The organism is Rhodococcus (subgen. Prescottella) equi (assembly GCF_003013675.1).
Classification (GTDB): Bacteria; Actinomycetota; Actinomycetes; order Mycobacteriales; family Mycobacteriaceae; genus Prescottella; species Prescottella equi.
On the sequence record NZ_CP027793.1, the window covers coordinates 351,802 to 372,495 of the forward strand.

Sequence of the window (20,694 nt, forward strand, 5' to 3'; positions counted from 1 at the left end):
TCTGTGCCCGTGAAGAAGTGGTGGATCATCGGTGGGGCGGTCGTCGTGGTACTCCTGGGGGTCCTCGCCGGCCCCTGGATCTACGGCAAGTTCATCGCCGAGGACGACGCCCCGGCCGCCTCGGTGTCGACCGAGGGCGCGCAGGCCGCGTCGGGGTCGGTGGACGGGCAGTGGGCGGTGGGTCCGGGGGAGGGCGCCAACAAGACCGCCGCGGGTTACACCGTGTCCGAGATCCTCAACGGCGCCCGGGTCACCGTCGTCGGCACCACCGACCAGGTCAACGGGAACGCCACCGTCGCCGACCAGAAGTTGACCTCCGCCGAGGTCGTCGTGCAGGTCGCCGGCATCGCCACCGACAACGCACGGCGGGACGGCCAGTTCCGCGGCAACGTGATGGACACCGAGAACTTCCCGACCGCCGTGTTCAGGCTCACGACGCCGGTCGACCTCGCGACCCTGCCCACCGACGGCACCGCCGCCACGGTGAAGGCGGACGGAACGCTCACACTCAAGGACCAGACCCGGCCGGTGAGCGTCGACGTGAAGGTGCTGCACACCGGCGACACGCTGGTCGCGTCCGGCGCGGTGCCGGTCACGTGGTCGGACTACGGAATCACGCCGCCGTCACTGGGATTCGTGACCGTCGACGACAACGGCACGGTCGACTTCCTGGTGAGCCTGGTCCGCGCCTGACGGCGCCCATCCGGGCGGCCCGAAGACGTAGCCGAGGCGGTCGCGCCACGACTGCGCGGCCCGGACGTCGCGTCCGATCGCGGCGTACTCGTGCGTCTGCAACTTCCAGATGTCGTAGGTGCCCACCGGCTTCGTCAACCCGTAGGTGGGGCGTTGCTGCTCGGCGCGGAACGTGCCGAACATCCGGTCCCAGACGATGAGGATGCCGCCGTAGTTGCGGTCCAGGTACTCGGGATCGCAGCCGTGGTGGACGCGGTGGTGCGACGGGGTGTTGAACACGTACTCGATCGGCCGGGGCAGCCGGTCGACCCGTTCGGTGTGCACGAAGAACTGGTAGACCAGGCTCACCGAGAAACCCACGAAGATCATCCACGGCGGAATGCCGATCAGTGGCAACGGAATCCACATGAGAATCTCGCCACTGTTGTTCCACTTCTGGCGCAGTGCCGTCGCGAAGTTGAAGTACTCGCTCGAGTGGTGCGCCTGATGTGTCGCCCAGATCAGCCGGATGCGGTGCGCCATGCGGTGATACGTGTAGTAGAGCAGGTCGATGCCGACCAGCAGCAGCACCCAGGTGTACCAGGCATTCGCGGGCAGGTGCCACGGGGCGAGGTACACCCAGATCGCGGAGTAGCCGATGAGCGCCAGGAACTTCCAGAACGCGGTGGTCGCGATCGACACGAGTCCCATCGAGATCGATGCCCGCGCATCCCGGAACTCGTAACCGGCCGTCGGCGGATAGGCGCGCCCGTCGCGGATCTCGGTCTCCTCGAGCTTGCGGGCGGCGAACCACTCGAGCCCGAGGAACACGACGAACGCCGGGATCGCGAGGGTGACCGGGTCCCCGAGCGGTTCGAGCAGCGATCCCCACGCCGTGGTGAGGGTCTCCCACATGTTGCCTCCGAGCTGTCATGCGTACCTGCCTGGAAATCTACGCTGCCCGGTGACCTGGGTCACCAGGGTCGCGAACCTGGGTAACGTCTGTGCCGAGTCGAATCGGATCAGGAGGACGGGTGCACATCTCGGCACGGGTGGACTGCGCGGTGCGTGCCCTCGTCGACCTCGCCGCGGCGGACGCCCCGGCGCTGGTGAAGGCCGACGCGTTGTCCGCATCGCAGTCGGTCGCACCCAAGTTCCTCGAGGCCGTGCTCGCCGACCTGCGCCGCGGCGGACTGGTCGACAGTAGGCGCGGCCCCGACGGCGGCTACCGGCTCACCCGACCGGCCACCGACGTCACGATCGCCGACGTGATCCGCACCGTCGAAGGACCGCTCGCGTCGGTGCGCGGGGAGCGGCCCGAGGACGTCACGTACGACGGCGCGGCCGAATCGCTGCAACAGGTGTGGATCGCCGTTCGCGTCAATCTGCGCACGGTGCTCGAGGGCGTCACCATCGCCGACGTCGCCGCGGGCGCGCTTCCCTCCTTCGTCGACGAGCTCACCGCCGACCCGGGAGCCTGGCGCCGACGCTAGTGGTGCACCCGCAGGTCGGCACGCATCTGGGTGAACAGGAACAGTCCGGCCTGCCCCGACACCTCCTCGTACGCGCGAACCCAGTCGTCGAGGAAGTGCGGCCGGTCCTGGGGCGCCAGGCGTCCGGTCCATGCGTCGGCGCCGTTGCTGCACCACGCGGCGAACGCGTCGTGCGTGCCGAAGTCCCACGTGACGTCCTGCACCGACAGATCGGTCACGCGTAGGCCTGCCGCCGCCGCGAGGTCGGGATAGCCGTCGGGGTCGACGTGGACGAACGGGGGAGCGAATCCGGCGAACCGGTCCACCCAGCGGGGCGAACCGGCCACCTCCATCGCGACGGTCTCGAGACTGGGCCGGTCACCGGCGCACACCACCTGGATCAGGACGCGGGCGTCGGGCCGGGCCGCCGCCGCGATCGATCCCAGTGCGCGCTGCTGTTCCACCACCCAGTGCAGGGCGTTGAATGACACCACGACGTCGAACTCGGCACGGAACGGCAGGTCGCGGGCGTCGGCCAGCACGAACTGCACATTCGACGACGCCGTGTCGGCCTTCGCGATCATCCGCGGCGACGCGTCGACGCCCACCGCGCGGCCCTCGGGCAGGCGTTCGGCGAGCAGCCTGGTGACGTAGCCGTCGCCGCAGCCGACGTCGAGCAGGCGGTCGTCCGGTTCCAGGTCGAGGCCGGCGACCGCGCGGGTGGCCATCGCCCGCTGCAGATCGCTGGTCTGCGCATACTGCTCGCCGTCCCAATCGGGCATTCTCGCCGCCGTTCCGTGGTCCGCCGGGTGTGCGATCAGCGTATGCCGAGGGGCGCCGGGCTGTGGCCCCGATCACCCACATCGAAACAGTGTGCCGAATGCCACAAAGGTGCACTCGGCTGCAACATTGCAGAGGTCTGCAATTTCGGTACCTTCGATGGAGTGGGAGAAGAACTCGGACTCCGGGACCGCAAGAAGGCGGCAACACGGATCGCGCTCAGTGAGGCCGCAGCACGCCTCGCGATGGAGCGCGGGATCGAACTCGTCACCGCGGACATGATCGCGTCCGAAGCCGGCGTTTCCGTCCGCACGTTCCACAACTACTTCTCCTGCAAGGAAGAGGCTGTTCTGCACCACCTCGAGGCCGACGTCCTCGAGTGGGCCGACTGGCTGCGTGAGCGGCCCGGCGACGAACCGATCCTCGATTCGCTCGAGCACATCGTGCGGAGGGCTCTTCTCGAGTCCGACCACGAACTCGAGAAGATGCAGGCGCTCGCCGACCTCATCGACTCGAGCCCCACTCTTCTGGCCAAGAAGATGGAGATGCACGTGCGCCTGACCCCGATGCTCGACGAGGTGATCGCCGAGCGCACCGGCGCCACGGGCCTGTATCCGAGTCTGCTGCAGACCGTGGTCGGTGCCGCCGTCAAGGCATCCCTCGACCTGTGGATGAGCGGTCGGTCGTCGGCCGCCGGCCCCGAGCAACTCGTCCACGAGGCGTTCGACCACCTGCGCTCCGGCCTCGCCGTACCCGCCAGCTAGACCCGCACCCGATCAGAAGGAGCCTTCCATGGCCACCTACCTATATCGGATCGGCCGCTTCGCCTACCGGCGAAAAGGCACGGTCCTGTCCATCTGGCTGGCCATCCTCGTTCTGATGGGGGTCGGCGCCGCGACGCTGTCGGGTCCGACGAACGACTCGTTCTCGATTCCGGGAACGCCCGCGCAGAAGGCGCAGGACCTGATGGCCGAGCGGTTCCCTGCCTCGGCCAAGGATCCTTTCAGTTCCATCTCCGCTCGGTACGTCTTCGCCGCCCCCGAGGGCGAGACGCTCGAGAGCCCGGAGAACCAGGCCGCGATGGATGCCACCCTGGCCCAGATCCGCGGCATCGACCTCGTCGACTCGGCCGCCAAGGTCGACCCGGCCACCGCATCTCCCGAGGCAGCTCAGGGTGCGCTGGTCAACCCGGTGGTCGCCGATGCCAGCCTGACCCAGATGGTGACGGCGCAGGCAGAGCAGGCGGGAACCCCTCTCGACGTTGCGTTGGCGAACGCGGCGGCGCTGTCCCCGCTGAGCCCGGACAAGACTGTCGGCTACGTCGAGGTTCCCTTCGCCGGCACCTTCGAGGACGTCGACGTCGAACTGACCGACAAGGTCGCCGCCGCCGCTCAGGTCGCGCGTGACGCCGGGCTGACCGTGGAGCTCAGCGGCAGCGCCGCGCAGGCCCCCGAGATGCCGGGCGGTTCCGCCGAACTGATCGGCCTGGCAGTTGCCGCCGTCGTGCTGCTGCTCACGTTCGGTTCCCTCGTCGCCGCCGGCCTCCCGCTGATCGCCGCGATCATCGGTGTCGGCATCGGCAGCCTCGGTATCACCGTCGCGACCGGATTCACCGAGCTCGGGTCGATGACGCCGACGCTGGCGGTGATGATCGGCCTCGCCGTGGCCATCGACTACTCGCTGTTCATCGTCTCCCGCTTCAAGCACGAGGTCAGCGTCAGTGGTAACCGCGAGGAGGCCGCGGGCCGTGCGGTCGGCACCGCCGGTTCGGCGGTCGTGTTCGCCGGCCTGACGGTGATCATTGCGCTCGTGGCGCTCCGCGTCGTCGGCATCAAGTTCCTCAGTGACATGGGTATGGCGGCGGCGTTCGCGGTGTTCGTCGCGGTGCTCGTCGCGCTGACGTTCCTGCCGGCGTTCCTCGGTCTGCTGGGCCGCAAGGTGTTTGCGGGCAAGGTCCCGTTCGTCAAGGCTCCGGACCCGGAGGCGGCGGACGCGGTCCCCGGTCCGGCCGCCCGCTACGCAGGCTGGGTCGCCCGCAAGCCCGCGATCCCGTTGATCATCGGTATCGCGATTCTGGGCGCGCTGGCGCTGCCGGCAACCGGACTGAAGCTGGCCCTGCCGTCGGAGAGCACCGGTGACCCCGCGACCAGCTCGCGGCAGGCCTACGACCTGGTGTCCGACGCGTTCGGTCCCGGCCGCAACGCCCCACTGCTCGTCGTCGTCGACGCCAAGGACGCCACCGTCCCGGCGCCGGAGGCCTTCGGCGAGGTGGTCCGGACCATCTCCGCGCAGGACGACGTCGTCAACGCACAGATCGTGGCGATGAACCCGGAGGGAGACACTGCCCAGGTCCTGGTGACCCCCGGCAGTGCACCGACCGACGAGAAGACCATCGACCTGATGCAGTCCATCCGCGACGGCGAGGGCGCGCTCAACGAGCAGATCGGCGTCCACTACGGCGTCACCGGACAGACCGCGCTCGAGACCGACGTCTCGGACCGACTGCTCGAGGCCCTCGTGCCGTACCTGATCATCGTGGTCGGGCTGGCGTTCATCCTGCTGATGCTGGTGTTCCGCTCGATCCTGGTGCCGCTGACCGCGGCCCTGGGCTTCCTGCTCAGCGTCGCCGCCACGTTCGGCGCCACCGTCGCGATCTTCCAGGAGGGCTGGGGCGGGCTGATCTCCAACCCGCAGCCCCTGGTCAGCTTCATGCCGATCTTCCTCATCGGTGTGGTGTTCGGTCTCGCGATGGACTACCAGGTGTTCCTGGTGACGCGGATGCGCGAGGAGTACGTGCACGGCGCGTCCGCCAAGGGCGCCATGACGATCGGCTTCAGCCACGGTGCCCGCGTGGTCGCCGCGGCCGCGCTGATCATGATCTCGGTGTTCGGGGCGTTCATGCTCGAGCCCAACTCGTTCATCAAGTCGATCGGGTTCGCGCTTGCCGCGGCGGTGCTCTTCGACGCCTTCATCGTCCGCATGGTGATCATCCCGTCGGTGATGGCGCTCATGGGCGACAAGGCGTGGTGGCTGCCCAAGTGGCTCGACAAGATCCTGCCGAACGTCGACATCGAGGGCGAGAAGCTGGCCCGCTCGCTACCGCGGGACAAGCAAGAACTCGAAGACGCCCCGGTCTCCTGAAAGAGACTGTGAACATTCGATGAAGAGGGAGGGATCGGGCCCCGAGAAATGGGCCTGATCTCTCCTTTTTCGTCCTGCAGATTGGTAACCTTCGCAAACCATGCTGATCAGACTCCTCGGCACCTATCTGGGGCCCTACAAGCGCGACCTCGCCGGCGTCATCCTCCTCCAACTCGTCGCCACCGGCGCTGCGCTGTATCTCCCCAGCGTCAATGCCGACCTGATCGACAACGGAGTGGCGGCCGGCGACACCGGCTACATCATGACGGCGGGCGGCAAGATGCTGCTCGTGACGCTGGTGCAGATCATCTGCTCCATCGGGTCCGTCTTCTTCGGTGCCCGCGCCGCGATGGGCTTCGGCCGCGACGTGCGCGCCTCGATCGTCAGCCGCGCCCGGTCGTTCTCCTCCCGCGAGTTCGGGCGATTCGGCGCGCCGTCGCTCATCACCCGCAGCACCAACGACGTGCAGCAGGTGCAGATGATGGTGGTGCTGAGCGCGACCATCCTGGTGATGGCACCGATCATGTGCGTCGGCGGCATCATCATGGCGATCCGCGAGGACGCCGGATTGTCGTGGATTCTCGCGGTGAGCGTTCCCCTGCTCGCGCTCACCATGATCGTCATGATCACCAAGTTGGTGCCGTCGTTCCGCACCATGCAGACGCGGATCGACGCGGTGAATCGCGTTCTGCGCGAGCAGATCACCGGCATCCGGGTGGTGCGGGCGTTCGTGCGCGAACGCTCCGAGGCCGAACGCTTCGACGAGGCCAACGGCGCTCTCACCCAGACCGCACTGCGCGTCGGCCGGATGACGGCGCTGATGATCCCGCTCGTGATGATGATCGCGAACCTCACCAGCGTCGCGGTCATCTGGTTCGGCGGCCACGAGATCGACAACGGCAGCATGGGCATCGGCTCGCTGACCGCGATGCTCAGCTACATCATGCAGATCCTCATGGCCGTGATGATGGCGTCGATGATCGCGATGCTCGCCCCCCGCGCCGCGGTGTGTGCCGAGCGCATCACCGAGGTCCTCGACACCGAGCCGTCGGTGCTCGCGCCGTCGAACCCGGTCACGGTCATGGACCGTCCCGCGCTCGTGGAACTGCGCGACGCCGAGTTCAAGTACCCCGGCGCCGACGAATCGGTGCTGCGCGGCATCAGCTTCACCGCCGAACCGGGCAAGACCACCGCGATCATCGGTGCCACCGGCTCCGGCAAGACCACGCTGCTCGGCCTGATCCCGCGGCTGATCGACGTCACGTCGGGCGCGGTCACCGTGTCGGGCACCGATGTCCGTGAGCTCGATCCCGGGCTGCTGCGCTCCCACATCGGCCTCGTGCCGCAGAAGGCGTTCCTGTTCTCCGGCACCGTCGCGAGCAACCTGCGTTACGGCAAACCCGACGCCACCGACGACGAGTTGTGGCGGGCACTCGAGATCGCCCAGGCCGCCGACTTCGTGCGCGCCATGCCCGAGGGACTGGAAACCCCGATCTCCCAGGGCGGCACCACTGTCTCCGGCGGACAGCGACAGCGCCTGGCGATCGCCCGCGCCCTCGTGCGACGGCCGTCGATCTACCTGTTCGACGATTCGTTCTCGGCGCTCGACCTCAGCACCGACGCCCGCCTGCGTGCGGCGCTGCGACCCGAAACCGAGGATGCCTGCGTGATCATCGTGGCCCAGCGCGTGTCGACGATCGCCGACGCCGACCAGATCGTCGTCCTCGAGGAGGGCACGACCGTCGGTATCGGCACGCACGAGCAGCTGCTCGAGACGTGCGCGACGTACGTCGAGATCGTCGAGTCCCAGCGTTCGGTTCAGGAGGCGCTGTGAGCACCGCGACCCAATCCTCGCCCCCCATGCCCGGTGCCCCGGGGGCGCCCGCCGCGAAGGCGGAGAACTTCGGCGCATCGATGAAGCGTCTGCTCGGGCGGCTCGGTCCGCAGCGGGTGGCGGTCATGTTCGTTCTGATCCTCGCGGTGTCGAGCGTCGTGCTGTCGGTGATCGGTCCGCGCCTGATGGGCCATGCCACCAACATCATCTTCGACGGCGTCATCGGCCGGCAGTTGCCCGAGGGCCTGACGAAGGACCAGGCCGTCGAGGGACTGCGGGCGGCCGGGCAGAACCAGTTCGCGGACATGGTTTCCGGCATGGACGTGGTGCCCGGTGTCGGCATCGACTTCACCGAGGTCGGCCAGGTGCTCGCGCTGGTGTTGGCCCTGTACCTCGGGTCGGCGCTCGTGTCGTGGGCGGCCGCCTACCTGCTCAACAACATCGTGCAGGGCGTGGTGCGGCAGCTGCGCAACGATGTCGAGCGCAAGATCAACCGTCTTCCGCTGCGCTACTTCGACTCCACGTCGCGCGGTGATCTGCTCAGCCGCGTCACCAACGACATCGACAACGTCTCGCAGAGCCTGCAGCAGACGCTGAGCCAGCTGGTGATCGCGGTTCTGAGCGTCATCGGCATCCTGGCGATGATGATCGTCATCTCGCCGCTGCTGGCCCTGATCGCGGTGCTCACCGTGCCGCTGTCGGCGATCGTCGCCGCCAAGATCGCAAAGCGGTCCAAGCCGCACTTCGCGGCGGTGTGGAAGACCACCGGTGAGCTCAACGGACAGATCGAGGAGTCCCTCACCGGACACGAGCTCGTCACCGCGTACGGCCGCGGCCGCGAGGTGCAGGCCGCGTTCCAGGAGAAGAACGAGCAGCTGTACCAGTCCGGGTTCAAGGCGCAGTTCATCTCCGGCATGGTGATGCCCGCAATCATGTTCCTGGGCAACCTGAACTACGTCGCGATCGCCGTGATCGGCGGCATGCGCGTCGCGTCGGGCACCATGAGCCTCGGTGACGTGCAGGCGTTCATCCAGTACTCGCGCCAGTTCACGCAGCCGCTCACCCAGATCGGTTCCATGGTCAACCTGCTGCAGTCGGGTATCGCATCTGCGGAGCGGGTGTTCGCCGTCCTCGACGAGGAGGAGGAGTCCGACGATCCGGACCCCGCCGCGACCCCGGCGCAGGCCCGCGGCCGCGTGCAGTTCGAGGACGTCCGCTTCGGCTACGACCCGGAGACCCCGCTCATCGAGGGACTCTCGCTCACCGCCGAGCCGGGCCAGATGGTCGCGATCGTCGGCCCCACGGGTGCCGGCAAGACGACACTGGTGAACCTCATCATGCGGTTCTACGAGCTCGACGGCGGCCGGATCACCCTCGACGGCACCGATATCGCGCAGATGACGCGCGACGACCTGCGGTCGCGGATCGGCATGGTCCTGCAGGACACCTGGCTGTTCGGCGGCACCATCCGCGACAACATCGCGTACGGTCATCCGAACGCGACGGACGAGCAGGTCCGCGAGGCGGCCCGGATGAGCTACGTCGACCGCTTCGTGCACATGCTGCCCGACGGCTACGACACGGTCATCGACGAAGAGGGCAGCAACGTCAGCGCCGGTGAGAAGCAGCTCATCACGATCGCGCGGGCGTTCATCGCGCAGCCGTCGATCCTGATCCTCGACGAGGCCACCAGTTCGGTCGACACCCGCACCGAGCTGCTGGTGCAGCAGGCGACCGCGCAGTTGCGCAGCGACCGGACCAGTTTCGTGATCGCGCACCGGCTGTCCACGATCCGCGACGCCGACCTGATCGTCGTCATGGAGGACGGCCACATCGTCGAGCAGGGCGGCCACAGCGAGCTGCTCGAGCGGCGCGGGGCGTACTACGACCTGTACAACAGCCAATTCGTGGGAGCGGTGGACTGACATGACGATGAAGCCGCTGGACCTGTTCGGGATCGACGCCCTCCTCTCCCACGAGGAGCGCGACATCCAGGCCACGGTCCGGCGGCTCGTCGACGAGCGGCTGCGCCCGCAACTGCCCGAATGGTTCGAATCGGGAACGCTGCCGAAGGAGATCGCACGCGAGCTCGGCGGCCTCGGACTGTTCGGCATGCATCTGCAGGGCTACGGGTGCGCGGGCACCAACGCCGTCAGCTACGGACTGGCGTGCCTCGAGCTCGAGGCCGGCGACAGCGGACTACGCAGCTTCGTCTCGGTGCAGGGCTCGCTGTCGATGTTCTCCATCCACCGCTACGGCTCGGAGGAACAGAAGCAGGAGTGGTTGCCGCGGCTGGCGTCCGGTGAGGCGCTCGGCTGCTTCGGGCTCACCGAGCCCGACTTCGGCTCCAACCCCGCGGGCATGCGCACCCGTGCCCGCCGCGACGGTGCCGACTGGATCCTCGACGGAACCAAGATGTGGATCACCAACGGCAGCCTCGCCGACGTCGCGACCGTGTGGGCGCAGACCGACGACGGGGTGCGCGGCTTCGTCGTCCCCACGGATACACCCGGTTTCACGGCGAACACCGTGCACGGCAAACTGTCGATGCGGGCGTCGGTGACGTCCGAACTGGTGCTCGACGGCGTCCGGCTGCCGGCGTCGGCGCAGCTGCCCGAGGCGCGGGGGCTGGGCGCGCCGCTATCGTGCCTCAACGAGGCCCGCTTCGGCATCGTGTTCGGCGCGCTCGGCGCGGCGCGGGACAGTCTCGAGACGGCCATCGCCTATGCCGGGACGCGCGAGGTGTTCGACCGCCCGCTCGCCGGCTACCAGCTGACGCAGGAGAAGCTGGCGGACATGACCCTCGAACTCGGCAAGGGCATGCTGCTGGCAATCCAGTTGGGCCGCATGAAGGATCGTGGCGAGATCAGCCCCGACCAGATCAGCGTCGGCAAGCTCAACAACGTCCGCGAGGCCATCGCGATCGCCCGCGAGTGCCGGACCATCCTCGGCGCCAACGGGATCACGCTCGAATACTCGCCGCTGCGGCACGCCAACAATCTCGAGTCGGTCCTCACCTACGAGGGCACCAGCGAGATGCATCTGCTGTCGATCGGGCGGGCACTCACGGGGCACGCGGCGTTTCGCTGAATCCTTCGGAACATTTGCGGTAATCCCGTCAATGTGAACGAAAACCCCTGGGCAACGAAGCACTTCGTGCGATACCGTACTGGCTGAGGCCTTCTGCTGACTATCACCCGGAATCCCCCGACGGCACCTACCGCGACGGGGTGACCCGCCGGTGGAGGTGTAGAGATGGCCCACAACACTGTCGAACGAGCCGGCGAGGAGCCCCCGTCGCGGCGCTCGCCCATGAAGATCTCGAAGACCTGGGCGCAGGCAGTCGCGCTGGTCATGATCTTCGGATTCTTCGTGCTGGGATTCCTGGCCTATCGCACCTATTCGGATTCGATGCCCAAACCGGTGCGTGTAGTGGACAGTTCGGGCGAGGTGGTCTTCGACGGCAACGACATCACCGCGGGCCAGGAGCTGTTTCTGAAACGTGGTCTGATGCAGTATGGGTCGATCGTCGGGCACGGGGGCTACCTCGGGCCCGACTACACCGCCGACTACTTGCGCCGTTCAGCGTCGACGGTGCGCGAGGATCTGATGCGGGAGGGCGTGCCCGATCCGAACGCCGCGATGCTCGAGGAGTTCCGCACCAACCGCTACGACGAGAACACCGGCGTTCTCGTGCTCACCGATCGTCAAGTGAAGGCGTTCGGCGAGGTGCAGAAGCACTACGCCACGTTCTTCGGTCCGGACGCGGACCGCAACGGTCTGCTGCCCGACGCGATCACCGACCCCGGTGAGATCCGCCAGCTCACCTCGTTCTTCGCATGGACGGCGTGGGCAGCGGCCGCCGAACGCCCCGGGGTGGACTATTCGTATACCAACAACTGGCCGCCAGAACCGTTGGTGGACAACAAACCGACCGCCGACACCGTGGTGTGGAGCGTGCTGTCGCTGATCGCACTGCTCGGCGGGACCGGCGTCCTGTTCGCGGTCTACGGGCGGTGGAGCCAGAAGATCGGGTGGCGCAGCATCGACGCCCCGACGATCTCGTTCCGTCAGCCCGGCGAGGTGCGGATCACTCCGGCGCAACGGGCCTGCGCGTGGTTCTTCCTCGTCATCGCACTGCTCTTCCTGGGGCAGACGTTGGTGGGCGGCGCGACCGCGCACTACCGCTCCGACATTCTGAGCTTCTACGGATTCGACCTGGCGCAGTACCTGCCGTTCAATCTCGCCCGGACGTGGCATGTTCAGCTCTCGATCCTGTGGCCGGCCGCGGGATTCCTTGCCGCGGGAATCTTTCTCGCTCCGTTTATTTCCGGAAGGGAGCCGAAGAACCAGCACCTGTTGGTGTACGGCTTGCTGGGTGCGGTGGGGTTGGTGGTCGCCGGCAGCATGACCGGGGAGGCGCTGTCGATCTACGGTGTGGAGTGGTCGGTGGGCGCGCCGTTCATCGACCAGCAGTGGGAGTACATCGACCTGCCGCGGGTGTGGCAGATCCTGTTGGTGATCGGCCTCTTCATCTGGATCGCGATCATCTACCGCGGCATCCGAGCCCGATTGAAAGGCGAGTCGCGCGGAAACATGCCCTGGCTGTTCTTCTACTCGGCCCTGGCGATTCCGGCGTTCTATGCGGTGGGCCTGCTGGCGAGCACGGAGACGCACCTCAGCGTCGCCGACTTCTGGCGCTTCTGGGTGGTGCACCTGTGGGTCGAGGACTTCCTCGAACTGTTCACCACGGTGATGGTCGCGTACGTCTTCGTGATGCTCGGCGTGGTCCGCGAGCGGATCGCGCTCGGGATCATTTTCCTGGACATCATTCTGTACTCGGCGGGCGGCGTGATCGGAACGATGCACCACGTGTATTTCTCCGGGACACCGGTGGAACACATGGCACTGGGTTCGTTCTTCTCCGCGCTCGAGGTCATCCCGCTGACGTTCCTCACGGTGGAGGCGTGGAGCTTCCTGCAACTCGGTGCCAGGCAGCAGTCCCGCTCCGCCAGACCCTTCCCTCACCGGTGGGCCGTCATGTTCCTGGTGGCCGTCGGCTTCTGGAATTTTCTGGGCGCCGGTGTGTTCGGCTTCCTCATCAATCTGCCTATCGTGTCGTACTTCGAGATCGGAACGGGCTTGACGGCCAACCATGCGCACGGCGCGATGATGGGCGTGTACGGCAATCTCGCGGTCGGGCTGTCGCTGTTCGCCCTGCGCTACCTGATCCCGCCTGAGCGATGGCCCGACAAGCTCGCGCGCCTGTCGTTCTGGTGCCTCAACCTCGGACTCGCGTGGATGGTGTTCGCCTCGCTGCTCCCGCTCGGTGTGGTGCAGTTGTACGAATCCGTGGCCAACGGTTACTTCGAAGCCCGCTCACTCGGTGAGCTCACACAACCGGGCAATCTCCTCCTCGAATGGATGCGGTTGCCGGGCGATCTCGTGTTCATCATCGGTGGCGTGCTGCCGTTCCTTTGGATCTGTTGGCTCGGTGTGCGCTACAAGATCAAGGCCACCACCCACGAGCATCCCCAAGACGTGCTGTTTGTCGAAGTGCAGCCCGCTGACGGGGAGCGCGAGCCGTGAGCGGCGTCGACCCGTGGGTGTGGATCACCGGAGGCTACGCGGCCTTTCTGGTCGCGGTGGCGTACGGGCTGGACTGGCTGGCGCGGCGGATCGCGCGTCGCGCCGGGGACTGGACGCACGGTGCGTTCATTTACCACCGCGACCACGACGCGTGGGAGTGTCCGGAGAACCAGTGGCTGTGGCCCACCTCGTTCGACCCGGAGAACCGGGTGATGCGTTACCGGGCGAGTCCGGCGGTATGCAATAGCTGCCCGGTGAAGTCGTCGTGCACCACGTCCGAGCACGGCCGGGAGGTGACTCGATCGCTCGACCCGTGGCCGCACTCGGAAGCCGGCCTCTTTCATCGGGGAATCGCCTGCGTCCCTGCGGGACTCGCGGTGGTGTTCCCGATCCTTGTGCTGATCGGATTCCACACGCCGGTGGAGTCGGCGCTTCTCGTCGGGTTCGCCCTGTTCGCTGCCGTGTGCTCGATCCCGCTCACCACGCATCTGCGCCGCAACCCTGCCAACTTCGACATGCCCGATCCTGCTGTACCCGAGAACAATCCAGGGGAGGACGCCATGCCGCACGACCGCTATCGAACTCGTTGGGGTGGTTTCGACCCAACGCCTACGGACGGCAGTCCGCCGGCCGGCCGGAGCCGGGTGAGGCGGTCATGACCGCCGCCGTGATCGTCACTGTGGTGATCGTCCTCGCCGCCGGGCTCCTCACGTTGTCGATTCGCGTGCTGCGCGAGTACGAGCGCGGCGTCGTCTTCCGCCTTGGGCGGGTGCGTCCCGCATGCGGGCCTGGCCTGCGACTGCTCGCCCCCGCGCTCGATCGGATGATCCGCGTCGACCTACGTGTGGTGACGCTGACGATCCCACCGCAGGAGGTCATCACCAAGGACAACGTGCCCGCGCGCGTCAACGCTGTCGTCCTGTTCCAGGTGACGGACCCGGTGCGGTCGGTGACGGCCGTCGAGAACCATGCGGTGGCAACGTCACTGATCGCCCAGACCACGCTGAGGTCGGTGGTAGGCCGAGCCGACCTCGACACCTTGCTGGCGCATCGTGACGAACTCAATCAGGACCTGCGGGCGAGCATCGATGCGCAGACCGAGCCGTGGGGTGTGCAGGTCCGAGCCGTCGAGATCAAGGACGTCGAGATCCCCGAGGCCATGCAGCGGGCGATGGCGCGGGAGGCGGAGGCCGAACGCGAGCGTCGGGCGAAGGTGATCAACGCGCACGGGGAGTTGCAGGCGTCGGAGGAACTGCGGCAGGCCGCTGAGGTGCTCAGCCGTAATCCGGCGTCGCTCCAGTTGCGGTATCTGCAGACGCTGCTGGAACTGGGCGCCGACCAGAACTCGACAGTGGTGTTCCCGCTACCCATCGACATCGTCGGACCGTTCCTGTCGGGCGCTGGTGGCGCGTGGTCGCAGTCGGCTGCGGCGTCCAACGGCGCATCTGCGGACGGGCATTGGGGCTGAGTCAATCTGTCGAAAAGCGGCTTCCCGACCGCCACCCGCATGTACCAGGACTGCGCGACGAAGAACAGCAGCGGACCACAGAACAGCAACGCGTTGGTGGTGAGATCCGTTGTCCGTGGTCCGGGTGCCCGATAGAGAGTTCGTCGCCCACCGCGATCGCTAGCAGTCCGGCGACCGCCAGCATGAGCGTGTACATCGCGTACCGGCTGACGCGCACCGGGGATTCGTGGTCGAGCTGTCGACGGGCCGACCAGATGGGGGCGTGGCGAAGAGCCGGCCCCAGGTTTCGAGAGGAGTGGCCTCCTGCTGGTCGGGCCTCTTCTGCAGTGACCGGCTTCCATCAGATGTCATCGAACCTCCAGCGATCGGCCGCCGACATCGATCGTCTCGCCGATAGGCTGGACAAGCACCCGGACCGAGTCGATCAGGAGAGTGCGTCATGGCCGTCGCCACCGCCGAAAGCGTCACCCGCGAGCAGTTGCTCGAGTTCGTCCGCCCCCGCCATCGTGCTGTGCTCATAACGCACAAAAGGTCCGGGGGACTACAGATTTCGCCCGTCACCTCCGGTGTCGACGAGGAGGGTCGGATCGTGATCTCGACCTACCCGCAGCGCGCGAAGGCCACGAACGTGCGCCGGGATCCGAGCGTGAGTGTGTGCGTGCTCTCGGACGACTTCAACGGCGCGTACGTGCAGATCGACGGGACCGCCGAGGTCCTCGACATGCCCGATGCGCTCGAGCCGCTCGTCGAGTACTTCCGGTGCATCTCGGGTGAACACCCGGATTGGGACGAGTACCGCGAGGCGATGCGCAAGCAGAACAAGAGCCTGATCCGGATCACCGTCGACGAGTGGGGGCCGATCGCGACCGGCGGCTTCCCGCCGCAGCTCACACGGGACTAGCCCGGTCGGTCGTCAGCTGGCGGGGTCGTAGTGGAACGCGCGCACTTCCTGCGCGCACCGGCAGGCGTCCGCGAGTTTCGCGGCCCAGTCCAGAGCCGCCTCGCGAGACGGCACCTCCAGCACCGTGAAGCCGCCGTCCAGTCGGCTCGTCTGCTGGTACGTATCCTCGGTCACGGTGCCGTCCGCGGTGACCCGCACCGGCGGGACGGTCTCGTCGATTCCGCCACCGAACACCCACACGCCGGCCGCCTTCGCCTCCTCCACCACTGCGTGCGCCGCGTCCGCCGACGCCTGCAGGTCTTCGGCCGAAAGGTTCATGGCGGCGCTGGGGAACGAGATCAGATACTTCGTCATCGTCTGCATTCCTTCGTTTCGGGGGTTTCGGGACGGGGATCGAAACTATCCTTGCCGATATGGGCGCTGCTGTGACGAAAACCGTTTACCGCCTGGCTCTCTGCGCGGGAATCGCGGGGTGTTCGGTACTCGCGTCCGCGGCGGTCGCCTCCGCCGCGGTGACCGTTCCGTTCCAGATCGCCCCGGCGCCGTACGGGAATCCGAACGGCAGCTTCGATGCGCCCGCGGTGCGCTGTGTGGCCGTGGTCGGTGAACAGTCCGGCGCGGCGACGATCACCGGCGGCAACTCGGGCGGGTGGGGATGCCTGCTCTCGTCCGAGGTGCACTGGCTGAATCTGTCCACCGGGGCGTCGGGCTCGGCTCGACTGTCGGACGGGCTCAACGGGATCCCTGCGGCAGTAACCCTGCAGACCGGACCCGGACAGATCGCCGTGGCGGTCCTGTCCGCGACACCCGGGCCGATCACCCCGGGTGTCGCGACCTTCGCCGTGCAGTAGGAGGCGGAAAGGGAACACACTCCAGTCGCTGGCGGTGGTGGTTCACATCCTCCCGTAGCGCGCCAGGACGAAGCAGTACGCGCCGTAGGCGATGACACCGAGCCCGGCCGCGACGAGAAGGACCTGGCCGAACGGGGCCGCGCCGAGCGTCTTGACGGCGCCGTCCAACCCGGACGCCTTCGAGGGGTCGGTCGTGAACGTCGCGACGACAACGAGGACGCCGGCGCCGACGATGGCCAGTCCCTTCGCGATGTAGCCGACCACGCCGAGGGGTGTGGCCACTCGCGGAAGCCCGCCCCGGTGCAGGTCGTCGAGGAACTTCTTCTTGGCGCCCTTGTAGACGTGGTAGGCCCCGATACCGATGATTACCAGGCCGGCGACGACGAGAACGGTCTTGCCGCCGGCGGACTGCATCAGCCGGGCGCTGAGGCTGACGTTCTGCTCGGTGCTCGACTTTCCGCCGCCGCGAGCGAACTGGAACGCCGTGAACGCCAAGGCGAGGTAAGCCACCGCGACGCCCGCGGTCTTCGCCCGGTCGAGCGCGGACGGCTCCTCCACGTCGGATCGCTTCCCGACGAACGCCTCCACCGCCCGCCACGCGGCCAGGGCGGCCAGGGTCACGGCCGCCACCCACAGCGCCACGCGTCCGCCCGGTTGCGAGGCGAGAGCCGTCAGGGCGCCCGACTGATCGGCGGTACCACTGTCGCCGAACGCCAGCCTGATGACGATGTAGCCGATGAGTAGGTGCACGACGCCGCTCGCGGCCTGGCCGACTCGGGCGATCTTCTCGAAGGCGGGATGCTGGGCGGAATTCGCGGTTCCAGCCTTGGTGCGTGGTGTCACGCGCAGGCCTCCCTCTTGTGCGGTGGTCCTTGATTTCGTGCGCTGGTCGCTGACTCGAAAAAGCGTATCGCCGCGGCGCACCCCCCGCCCGGGACCACCGGAACCGCACGTCACGGGCGCGCGGGGTGGCGAAATCGTTCCCCCGGGGTGGGTTGTCGGGCCCGGGTCCTCGGCGCACGCTCGAACCATGAGCGAATCACTTGTAGCCAGAGAAGCCGATCGAGCCCTCAAGACCAAACATCGGGCGGTGTGGGCGTCGGGCGACTACGCGGCCGTCGCGGAGGACGTCATCCCGGATCTCGGTGCGGTCCTCGTCCGGGCGTCCGGTGTCCACGACGGGCAGCGGGTGCTCGACGTCGGCGCCGGCACCGGCAACGCCGCGATCCCCGCCGCCCTCACCGGGGCCGACGTGGTGGCGTCGGATCTCACTCCCGAACTCTTCGACCGCGGCCGCGAACTCGCCGCCAAGCGCGGTGCGCACCTCGACTGGCGGGAGGCGGACGCCGAGGCGCTGCCGTTCGCCGACGACGAATTCGACGTTGTTCTCTCGTGTGTGGGGGTGATGTTCGCGCCGCACCACCAAGCCGGCGCCGACGAGATGGTCCGGGTGTGCAAGCCGGGCGGCACGATCGGTCTGCTCAGTTGGACGCCGGACGGGTTCATCGGCCGGATGTTCGCCGCGATGAAGCCGTACGCGCCGCCGCCCCCGCCCGGGGCGCAGCCTCCACCGCGCTGGGGCGACGAAGCTCACGTGCGCGAACTCCTGGGCGACCGGGTCACCGACGTCACCGCGCAGCGCGACACCGTCCGCGTCGACCACTTCGACGGACCCGACGCGTTCCGTGACTACTTCAAGGCCAACTACGGGCCGACGATCGCGGTGTACAAGGCGATATCCGGCGATCCGGACAAGGTTGCGGCGCTCGATCGCGACCTCGCTGACCTGGCCCGAGAGTTCGACGTCGGTGACGGCTCGTTCGCGATGGACTGGGAGTACCTGCTGCTCACCGCGCACGAGCGCGCCTGACCCGGAGGCGCGGTGTCGCGCCTCGCCTGTGACACCATGGCCAGGTGAGTGATGTTGTGCCGACCCCGCCCGACCCGTTCTTCACGGTGGGCACCCGCCTGCCCGACCGGTTGGGCCGCACCGGCACCATCCATACCCCGCACGGGGACATCCGGACGCCCGCGTTCATCGCGGTCGGCACCAAGGCGACCGTCAAGGCGGTGCTGCCGGAGTCGATGAAGGACCTCGGCACGCAGGCCGTGCTCGCCAACGCGTACCACCTGTACCTGCAGCCGGGACCCGACATCGTCGACGAGGCCGGCGGTCTCGGCAAGTTCATGAATTGGGACGGCCCCACCTTCACCGACAGCGGCGGCTTCCAGGTGATGTCGCTCGGCGTCGGGTTCAAGAAGGTGCTCGCGATGGAGGCCGTCGGCGTGCAGTCCGACGACGTCATCGCCGAAGGCAAGCAGCGCCTCGCGCACGTCGACGACGACGGCGTCACGTTCAAGTCGCATCTCGACGGCTCGCCGCACCGGTTCACCCCCGAGGTGTCGATGCAGATCCAGCACCAGCTGGGCGCCGACATCATGTTCGCGTTCGACGAGCTGACCACGCTGCTCAACACCCGCGGCTACCAGGAGCAGTCGGTCGAGCGGACGCAGGCGTGGGCCGTGCGCTGCATCGCCGAGCACGAGAAGCTCACCGCCGAGCGCGCGCACCGCCCGTACCAGGCGCTCTTCGGTGTGGTGCAGGGCGCACAGTACGAGGACCTGCGCCGGCAGGCGGCCCGCGGACTCGAATCCATCACCGGCGTGAGCGGGCGCGGCTTCGACGGCTACGGCATCGGCGGCGCGCTCGAGAAGCAGAATCTCGGCACCATCGTGCGCTGGGTCAACGAGGAACTGCCCGAGCACAAGCCGCGGCACATGCTCGGCATCAGCGAGCCCGACGACATGTTCGTCGCGATCGAGAACGGTGCCGACACGTTCGACTGCGTCAACCCGTCCCGGGTGGCCCGCAACGCGGCGATCTACCACCCGGACGGCCGCTTCAACATCAACACCGCGCGCTTCCGCCGGGACTTCACACCCATCGACGACGAGTGCGACTGCTACACGTGCGCCCACTACACGCGCGCGTACATCCACCACCTGTTCAAGGCGAAGGAGATGCTCGCCTCGACGCTCTGCACCATCCACAACGAGCGGTTCACCGTGCGTCTGGTGGACCGGATCCGGGAGAGCATCGAGGGCGGCTACTTCGACGAGTACAAGGCGGAGGTGCTGGGCCGGTTCTACGGCAGCAAGCCGTCCTCGACCGGCGCATAGCTCGGTTCGCGCTTCTTGACGTACGCGATCACCCGGTACGTCACCGGCATCACCAGGATCTCGACGAGGGTCTTCCAGACGAAGCCGACGATCAAGTAGTTGATGAAGTCTTCCCACGTCGAGATGCCGATCGCGCCGGCGGCGATCGAGCAGAAGATCAGGGTGTCGGCGAACTCGCCCACCACGGTCGAACCGATCAGGCGCGCCCACAGGTACTTCTCGCGGGTGCGTTCCTTGATGAGCACCAGCACCGCCGAGTTGAGCAACTGGCCGACGAGGTAGCCGGCGAGACCGGCGATCAGCAGCCGCGGCACCACGCCGACGACGGCGTCGAACGCGGCCTCGTTCTCGTAGAAGTCGGCCGAGGGCAGTTGCTGGGTCAGCCAGAAGCTGATCGCCGCCAGCAGCAGCGAGCCGAAACCGATGTAGATCGCGCGGCGGGTGGCCTTGAAGCCGTACACCTCGCTGAGGACGTCGCCGACGACGTACGCGAGCGGGAAGAGGAAGAAGCCGCCGTCGGTGATGATCGGCAGGATCTGGAACGGGCCGACCGAGACGTCCTGGTCGACGAAGAACGCCACCCCCTTGGTGGCGCAGATATTGGAGATCAGCAGAGTCGCCGTGAACAGGGCCACCAGGGTGGCGTAGTAGCCGCGGTGGACGGGGGCGAAGGACGCCGGATCGGACGCGTGGGGCGGGGACTGTACTGGCTCTGTCACCGCGCAATCCAAGCATCCGCGGTGGTGTGACGCCGATTCGCACCCCACCCTCGCCCGTTTTGCGCACTTGTCGCGATTCCGGGGGGC

19 protein-coding genes are annotated in these 20,694 nt (G+C 67.5%); 14 read left to right on the forward strand and 5 right to left on the reverse strand.

Translation table 11 applies throughout. The features are described from left to right. Positions 1 to 9 precede the first annotated feature (9 nt). Entirely contained in the window at positions 10 to 693 is a 684-nt protein-coding gene (locus C7H75_RS01565; protein ID WP_069854794.1) for a YceI family protein, read from the forward strand. Here the strand turns inward: C7H75_RS01565 and C7H75_RS01570 are convergent. Then, positions 625 to 1,587 carry a sterol desaturase family protein gene (locus C7H75_RS01570; RefSeq protein ID WP_064076882.1) on the reverse strand — a complete coding sequence of 321 codons (963 nt, stop codon included), beginning with the start codon at positions 1,585 to 1,587 and terminating at the stop codon, positions 625 to 627. The two genes, C7H75_RS01565 and C7H75_RS01570, sit on opposite strands and share 69 nt — an antisense overlap. Before the next feature lie 119 nt (positions 1,588 to 1,706). On the opposite strand from C7H75_RS01570, the gene C7H75_RS01575 reads away from it, so the two are divergent. Continuing rightward, positions 1,707 to 2,165, forward strand: a complete 459-nt coding sequence (locus C7H75_RS01575; protein ID WP_013414598.1) for an RrF2 family transcriptional regulator — start codon at positions 1,707 to 1,709, stop codon at positions 2,163 to 2,165. Here the strand turns inward: C7H75_RS01575 and C7H75_RS01580 are convergent. Next, positions 2,162 to 2,926, reverse strand: a complete 765-nt coding sequence (locus C7H75_RS01580) for a class I SAM-dependent methyltransferase (RefSeq protein WP_005516159.1) — start codon at positions 2,924 to 2,926, stop codon at positions 2,162 to 2,164. The two genes, C7H75_RS01575 and C7H75_RS01580, sit on opposite strands and share 4 nt — an antisense overlap. Before the next feature lie 162 nt (positions 2,927 to 3,088). Between C7H75_RS01580 and C7H75_RS01585 the strand changes: the two genes are divergently transcribed. From C7H75_RS01585 to C7H75_RS01630, 9 genes are all read left to right on the forward strand, one after another. Next, positions 3,089 to 3,688: a TetR/AcrR family transcriptional regulator gene (locus C7H75_RS01585; protein WP_005516157.1), complete on the forward strand. Its 600-nt coding sequence runs from the start codon at positions 3,089 to 3,091 to the stop codon at positions 3,686 to 3,688. A 28-nt stretch (positions 3,689 to 3,716) separates the two neighbouring features. Further along, the gene (locus tag C7H75_RS01590; RefSeq protein WP_069854693.1) at positions 3,717 to 6,065 is read left to right on the forward strand and encodes an MMPL family transporter; all 2,349 of its coding nucleotides are present in this window, start codon (positions 3,717 to 3,719) and stop codon (positions 6,063 to 6,065) included. Between the two features lie 100 nt (positions 6,066 to 6,165). Further along, on the forward strand, positions 6,166 to 7,899 hold the full coding sequence (locus C7H75_RS01595; protein WP_005516155.1) for an ABC transporter ATP-binding protein: 1,734 nt from the start codon (positions 6,166 to 6,168) through the stop codon (positions 7,897 to 7,899). Positions 7,900 to 7,925: 26 nt separating this feature from the next. Then, positions 7,926 to 9,824 carry an ABC transporter ATP-binding protein gene (locus C7H75_RS01600; RefSeq protein WP_005516154.1) on the forward strand — a complete coding sequence of 633 codons (1,899 nt, stop codon included), beginning with the start codon at positions 7,926 to 7,928 and terminating at the stop codon, positions 9,822 to 9,824. Position 9,825: 1 nt separating this feature from the next. Then, positions 9,826 to 10,989 (forward strand): acyl-CoA dehydrogenase family protein, encoded by a 1,164-nt coding sequence (locus tag C7H75_RS01605; protein WP_013414601.1) that lies wholly within the window; start codon positions 9,826 to 9,828, stop codon positions 10,987 to 10,989. Between the two features lie 165 nt (positions 10,990 to 11,154). Further along, on the forward strand, positions 11,155 to 13,488 hold the full coding sequence (locus C7H75_RS01610) for a nitric-oxide reductase large subunit (protein ID WP_013414602.1): 2,334 nt from the start codon (positions 11,155 to 11,157) through the stop codon (positions 13,486 to 13,488). Beyond that, the gene (locus C7H75_RS01615; RefSeq protein WP_013414603.1) at positions 13,485 to 14,147 is read left to right on the forward strand and encodes a hypothetical protein; all 663 of its coding nucleotides are present in this window, start codon (positions 13,485 to 13,487) and stop codon (positions 14,145 to 14,147) included. The genes C7H75_RS01610 and C7H75_RS01615 overlap by 4 nt, the downstream gene beginning before the upstream one ends. Beyond that, entirely contained in the window at positions 14,144 to 14,956 is an 813-nt protein-coding gene (locus C7H75_RS01620; RefSeq protein WP_013414604.1) for a slipin family protein, read from the forward strand. The genes C7H75_RS01615 and C7H75_RS01620 overlap by 4 nt, the downstream gene beginning before the upstream one ends. Positions 14,957 to 15,395: 439 nt before the next feature. Continuing rightward, the gene (locus C7H75_RS01630; protein WP_005516152.1) at positions 15,396 to 15,857 is read left to right on the forward strand and encodes a PPOX class F420-dependent oxidoreductase; all 462 of its coding nucleotides are present in this window, start codon (positions 15,396 to 15,398) and stop codon (positions 15,855 to 15,857) included. A 12-nt stretch (positions 15,858 to 15,869) separates the two neighbouring features. On the opposite strand, the gene C7H75_RS01635 is transcribed toward C7H75_RS01630, so the two are convergent. Continuing rightward, positions 15,870 to 16,211, reverse strand: coding sequence for a YciI family protein (locus C7H75_RS01635; protein ID WP_037085788.1), 342 nt, complete (start codon positions 16,209 to 16,211; stop codon positions 15,870 to 15,872). Positions 16,212 to 16,270: 59 nt separating this feature from the next. Between C7H75_RS01635 and C7H75_RS01640 the strand changes: the two genes are divergently transcribed. Further along, entirely contained in the window at positions 16,271 to 16,708 is a 438-nt protein-coding gene (locus tag C7H75_RS01640; RefSeq protein WP_106850862.1) for a hypothetical protein, read from the forward strand. A gap of 42 nt (positions 16,709 to 16,750) precedes the next feature. On the opposite strand, the gene C7H75_RS01645 is transcribed toward C7H75_RS01640, so the two are convergent. Beyond that, positions 16,751 to 17,551, reverse strand: a complete 801-nt coding sequence (locus C7H75_RS01645; protein ID WP_106850863.1) for a DUF1206 domain-containing protein — start codon at positions 17,549 to 17,551, stop codon at positions 16,751 to 16,753. A gap of 187 nt (positions 17,552 to 17,738) precedes the next feature. Between C7H75_RS01645 and C7H75_RS01650 the strand changes: the two genes are divergently transcribed. Beyond that, on the forward strand, positions 17,739 to 18,578 hold the full coding sequence (locus C7H75_RS01650) for a class I SAM-dependent methyltransferase (RefSeq protein ID WP_022593592.1): 840 nt from the start codon (positions 17,739 to 17,741) through the stop codon (positions 18,576 to 18,578). Between the two features lie 44 nt (positions 18,579 to 18,622). Beyond that, the gene (tgt, locus tag C7H75_RS01655) at positions 18,623 to 19,888 is read left to right on the forward strand and encodes a tRNA guanosine(34) transglycosylase Tgt (RefSeq protein ID WP_080559290.1); all 1,266 of its coding nucleotides are present in this window, start codon (positions 18,623 to 18,625) and stop codon (positions 19,886 to 19,888) included. On the opposite strand, the gene C7H75_RS01660 is transcribed toward tgt, so the two are convergent. Then, positions 19,855 to 20,607 carry a queuosine precursor transporter gene (locus C7H75_RS01660; RefSeq protein ID WP_005516146.1) on the reverse strand — a complete coding sequence of 251 codons (753 nt, stop codon included), beginning with the start codon at positions 20,605 to 20,607 and terminating at the stop codon, positions 19,855 to 19,857. The two genes, tgt and C7H75_RS01660, sit on opposite strands and share 34 nt — an antisense overlap. Between the last annotated feature and the right edge of the window lie 87 nt (positions 20,608 to 20,694).

Bases quoted from the DNA above. Each gene is read 5' to 3' on its own strand.
- C7H75_RS01570 (WP_064076882.1), bottom strand. From the start codon at position 1,587: ATGTGGGAGACCCTCACCACGGCGTGGGGATCGCTGCTCGAACCGCTC.
- C7H75_RS01580 (WP_005516159.1), bottom strand. From the start codon at position 2,926: ATGCCCGATTGGGACGGCGAGCAGTATGCGCAGACCAGCGATCTGCAG.
- C7H75_RS01590 (WP_069854693.1), top strand. From the start codon at position 3,717: ATGGCCACCTACCTATATCGGATCGGCCGCTTCGCCTACCGGCGAAAA.
- C7H75_RS01595 (WP_005516155.1), top strand. From the start codon at position 6,166: ATGCTGATCAGACTCCTCGGCACCTATCTGGGGCCCTACAAGCGCGAC.
- C7H75_RS01600 (WP_005516154.1), top strand. From the start codon at position 7,926: ATGCCCGGTGCCCCGGGGGCGCCCGCCGCGAAGGCGGAGAACTTCGGC.
- C7H75_RS01605 (WP_013414601.1), top strand. From the start codon at position 9,826: ATGACGATGAAGCCGCTGGACCTGTTCGGGATCGACGCCCTCCTCTCC.
- C7H75_RS01610 (WP_013414602.1), top strand. From the start codon at position 11,155: ATGGCCCACAACACTGTCGAACGAGCCGGCGAGGAGCCCCCGTCGCGG.
- C7H75_RS01620 (WP_013414604.1), top strand. From the start codon at position 14,144: ATGACCGCCGCCGTGATCGTCACTGTGGTGATCGTCCTCGCCGCCGGG.
- C7H75_RS01630 (WP_005516152.1), top strand. From the start codon at position 15,396: ATGGCCGTCGCCACCGCCGAAAGCGTCACCCGCGAGCAGTTGCTCGAG.
- C7H75_RS01635 (WP_037085788.1), bottom strand. From the start codon at position 16,211: ATGACGAAGTATCTGATCTCGTTCCCCAGCGCCGCCATGAACCTTTCG.
- C7H75_RS01640 (WP_106850862.1), top strand. From the start codon at position 16,271: ATGGGCGCTGCTGTGACGAAAACCGTTTACCGCCTGGCTCTCTGCGCG.
- C7H75_RS01650 (WP_022593592.1), top strand. From the start codon at position 17,739: ATGAGCGAATCACTTGTAGCCAGAGAAGCCGATCGAGCCCTCAAGACC.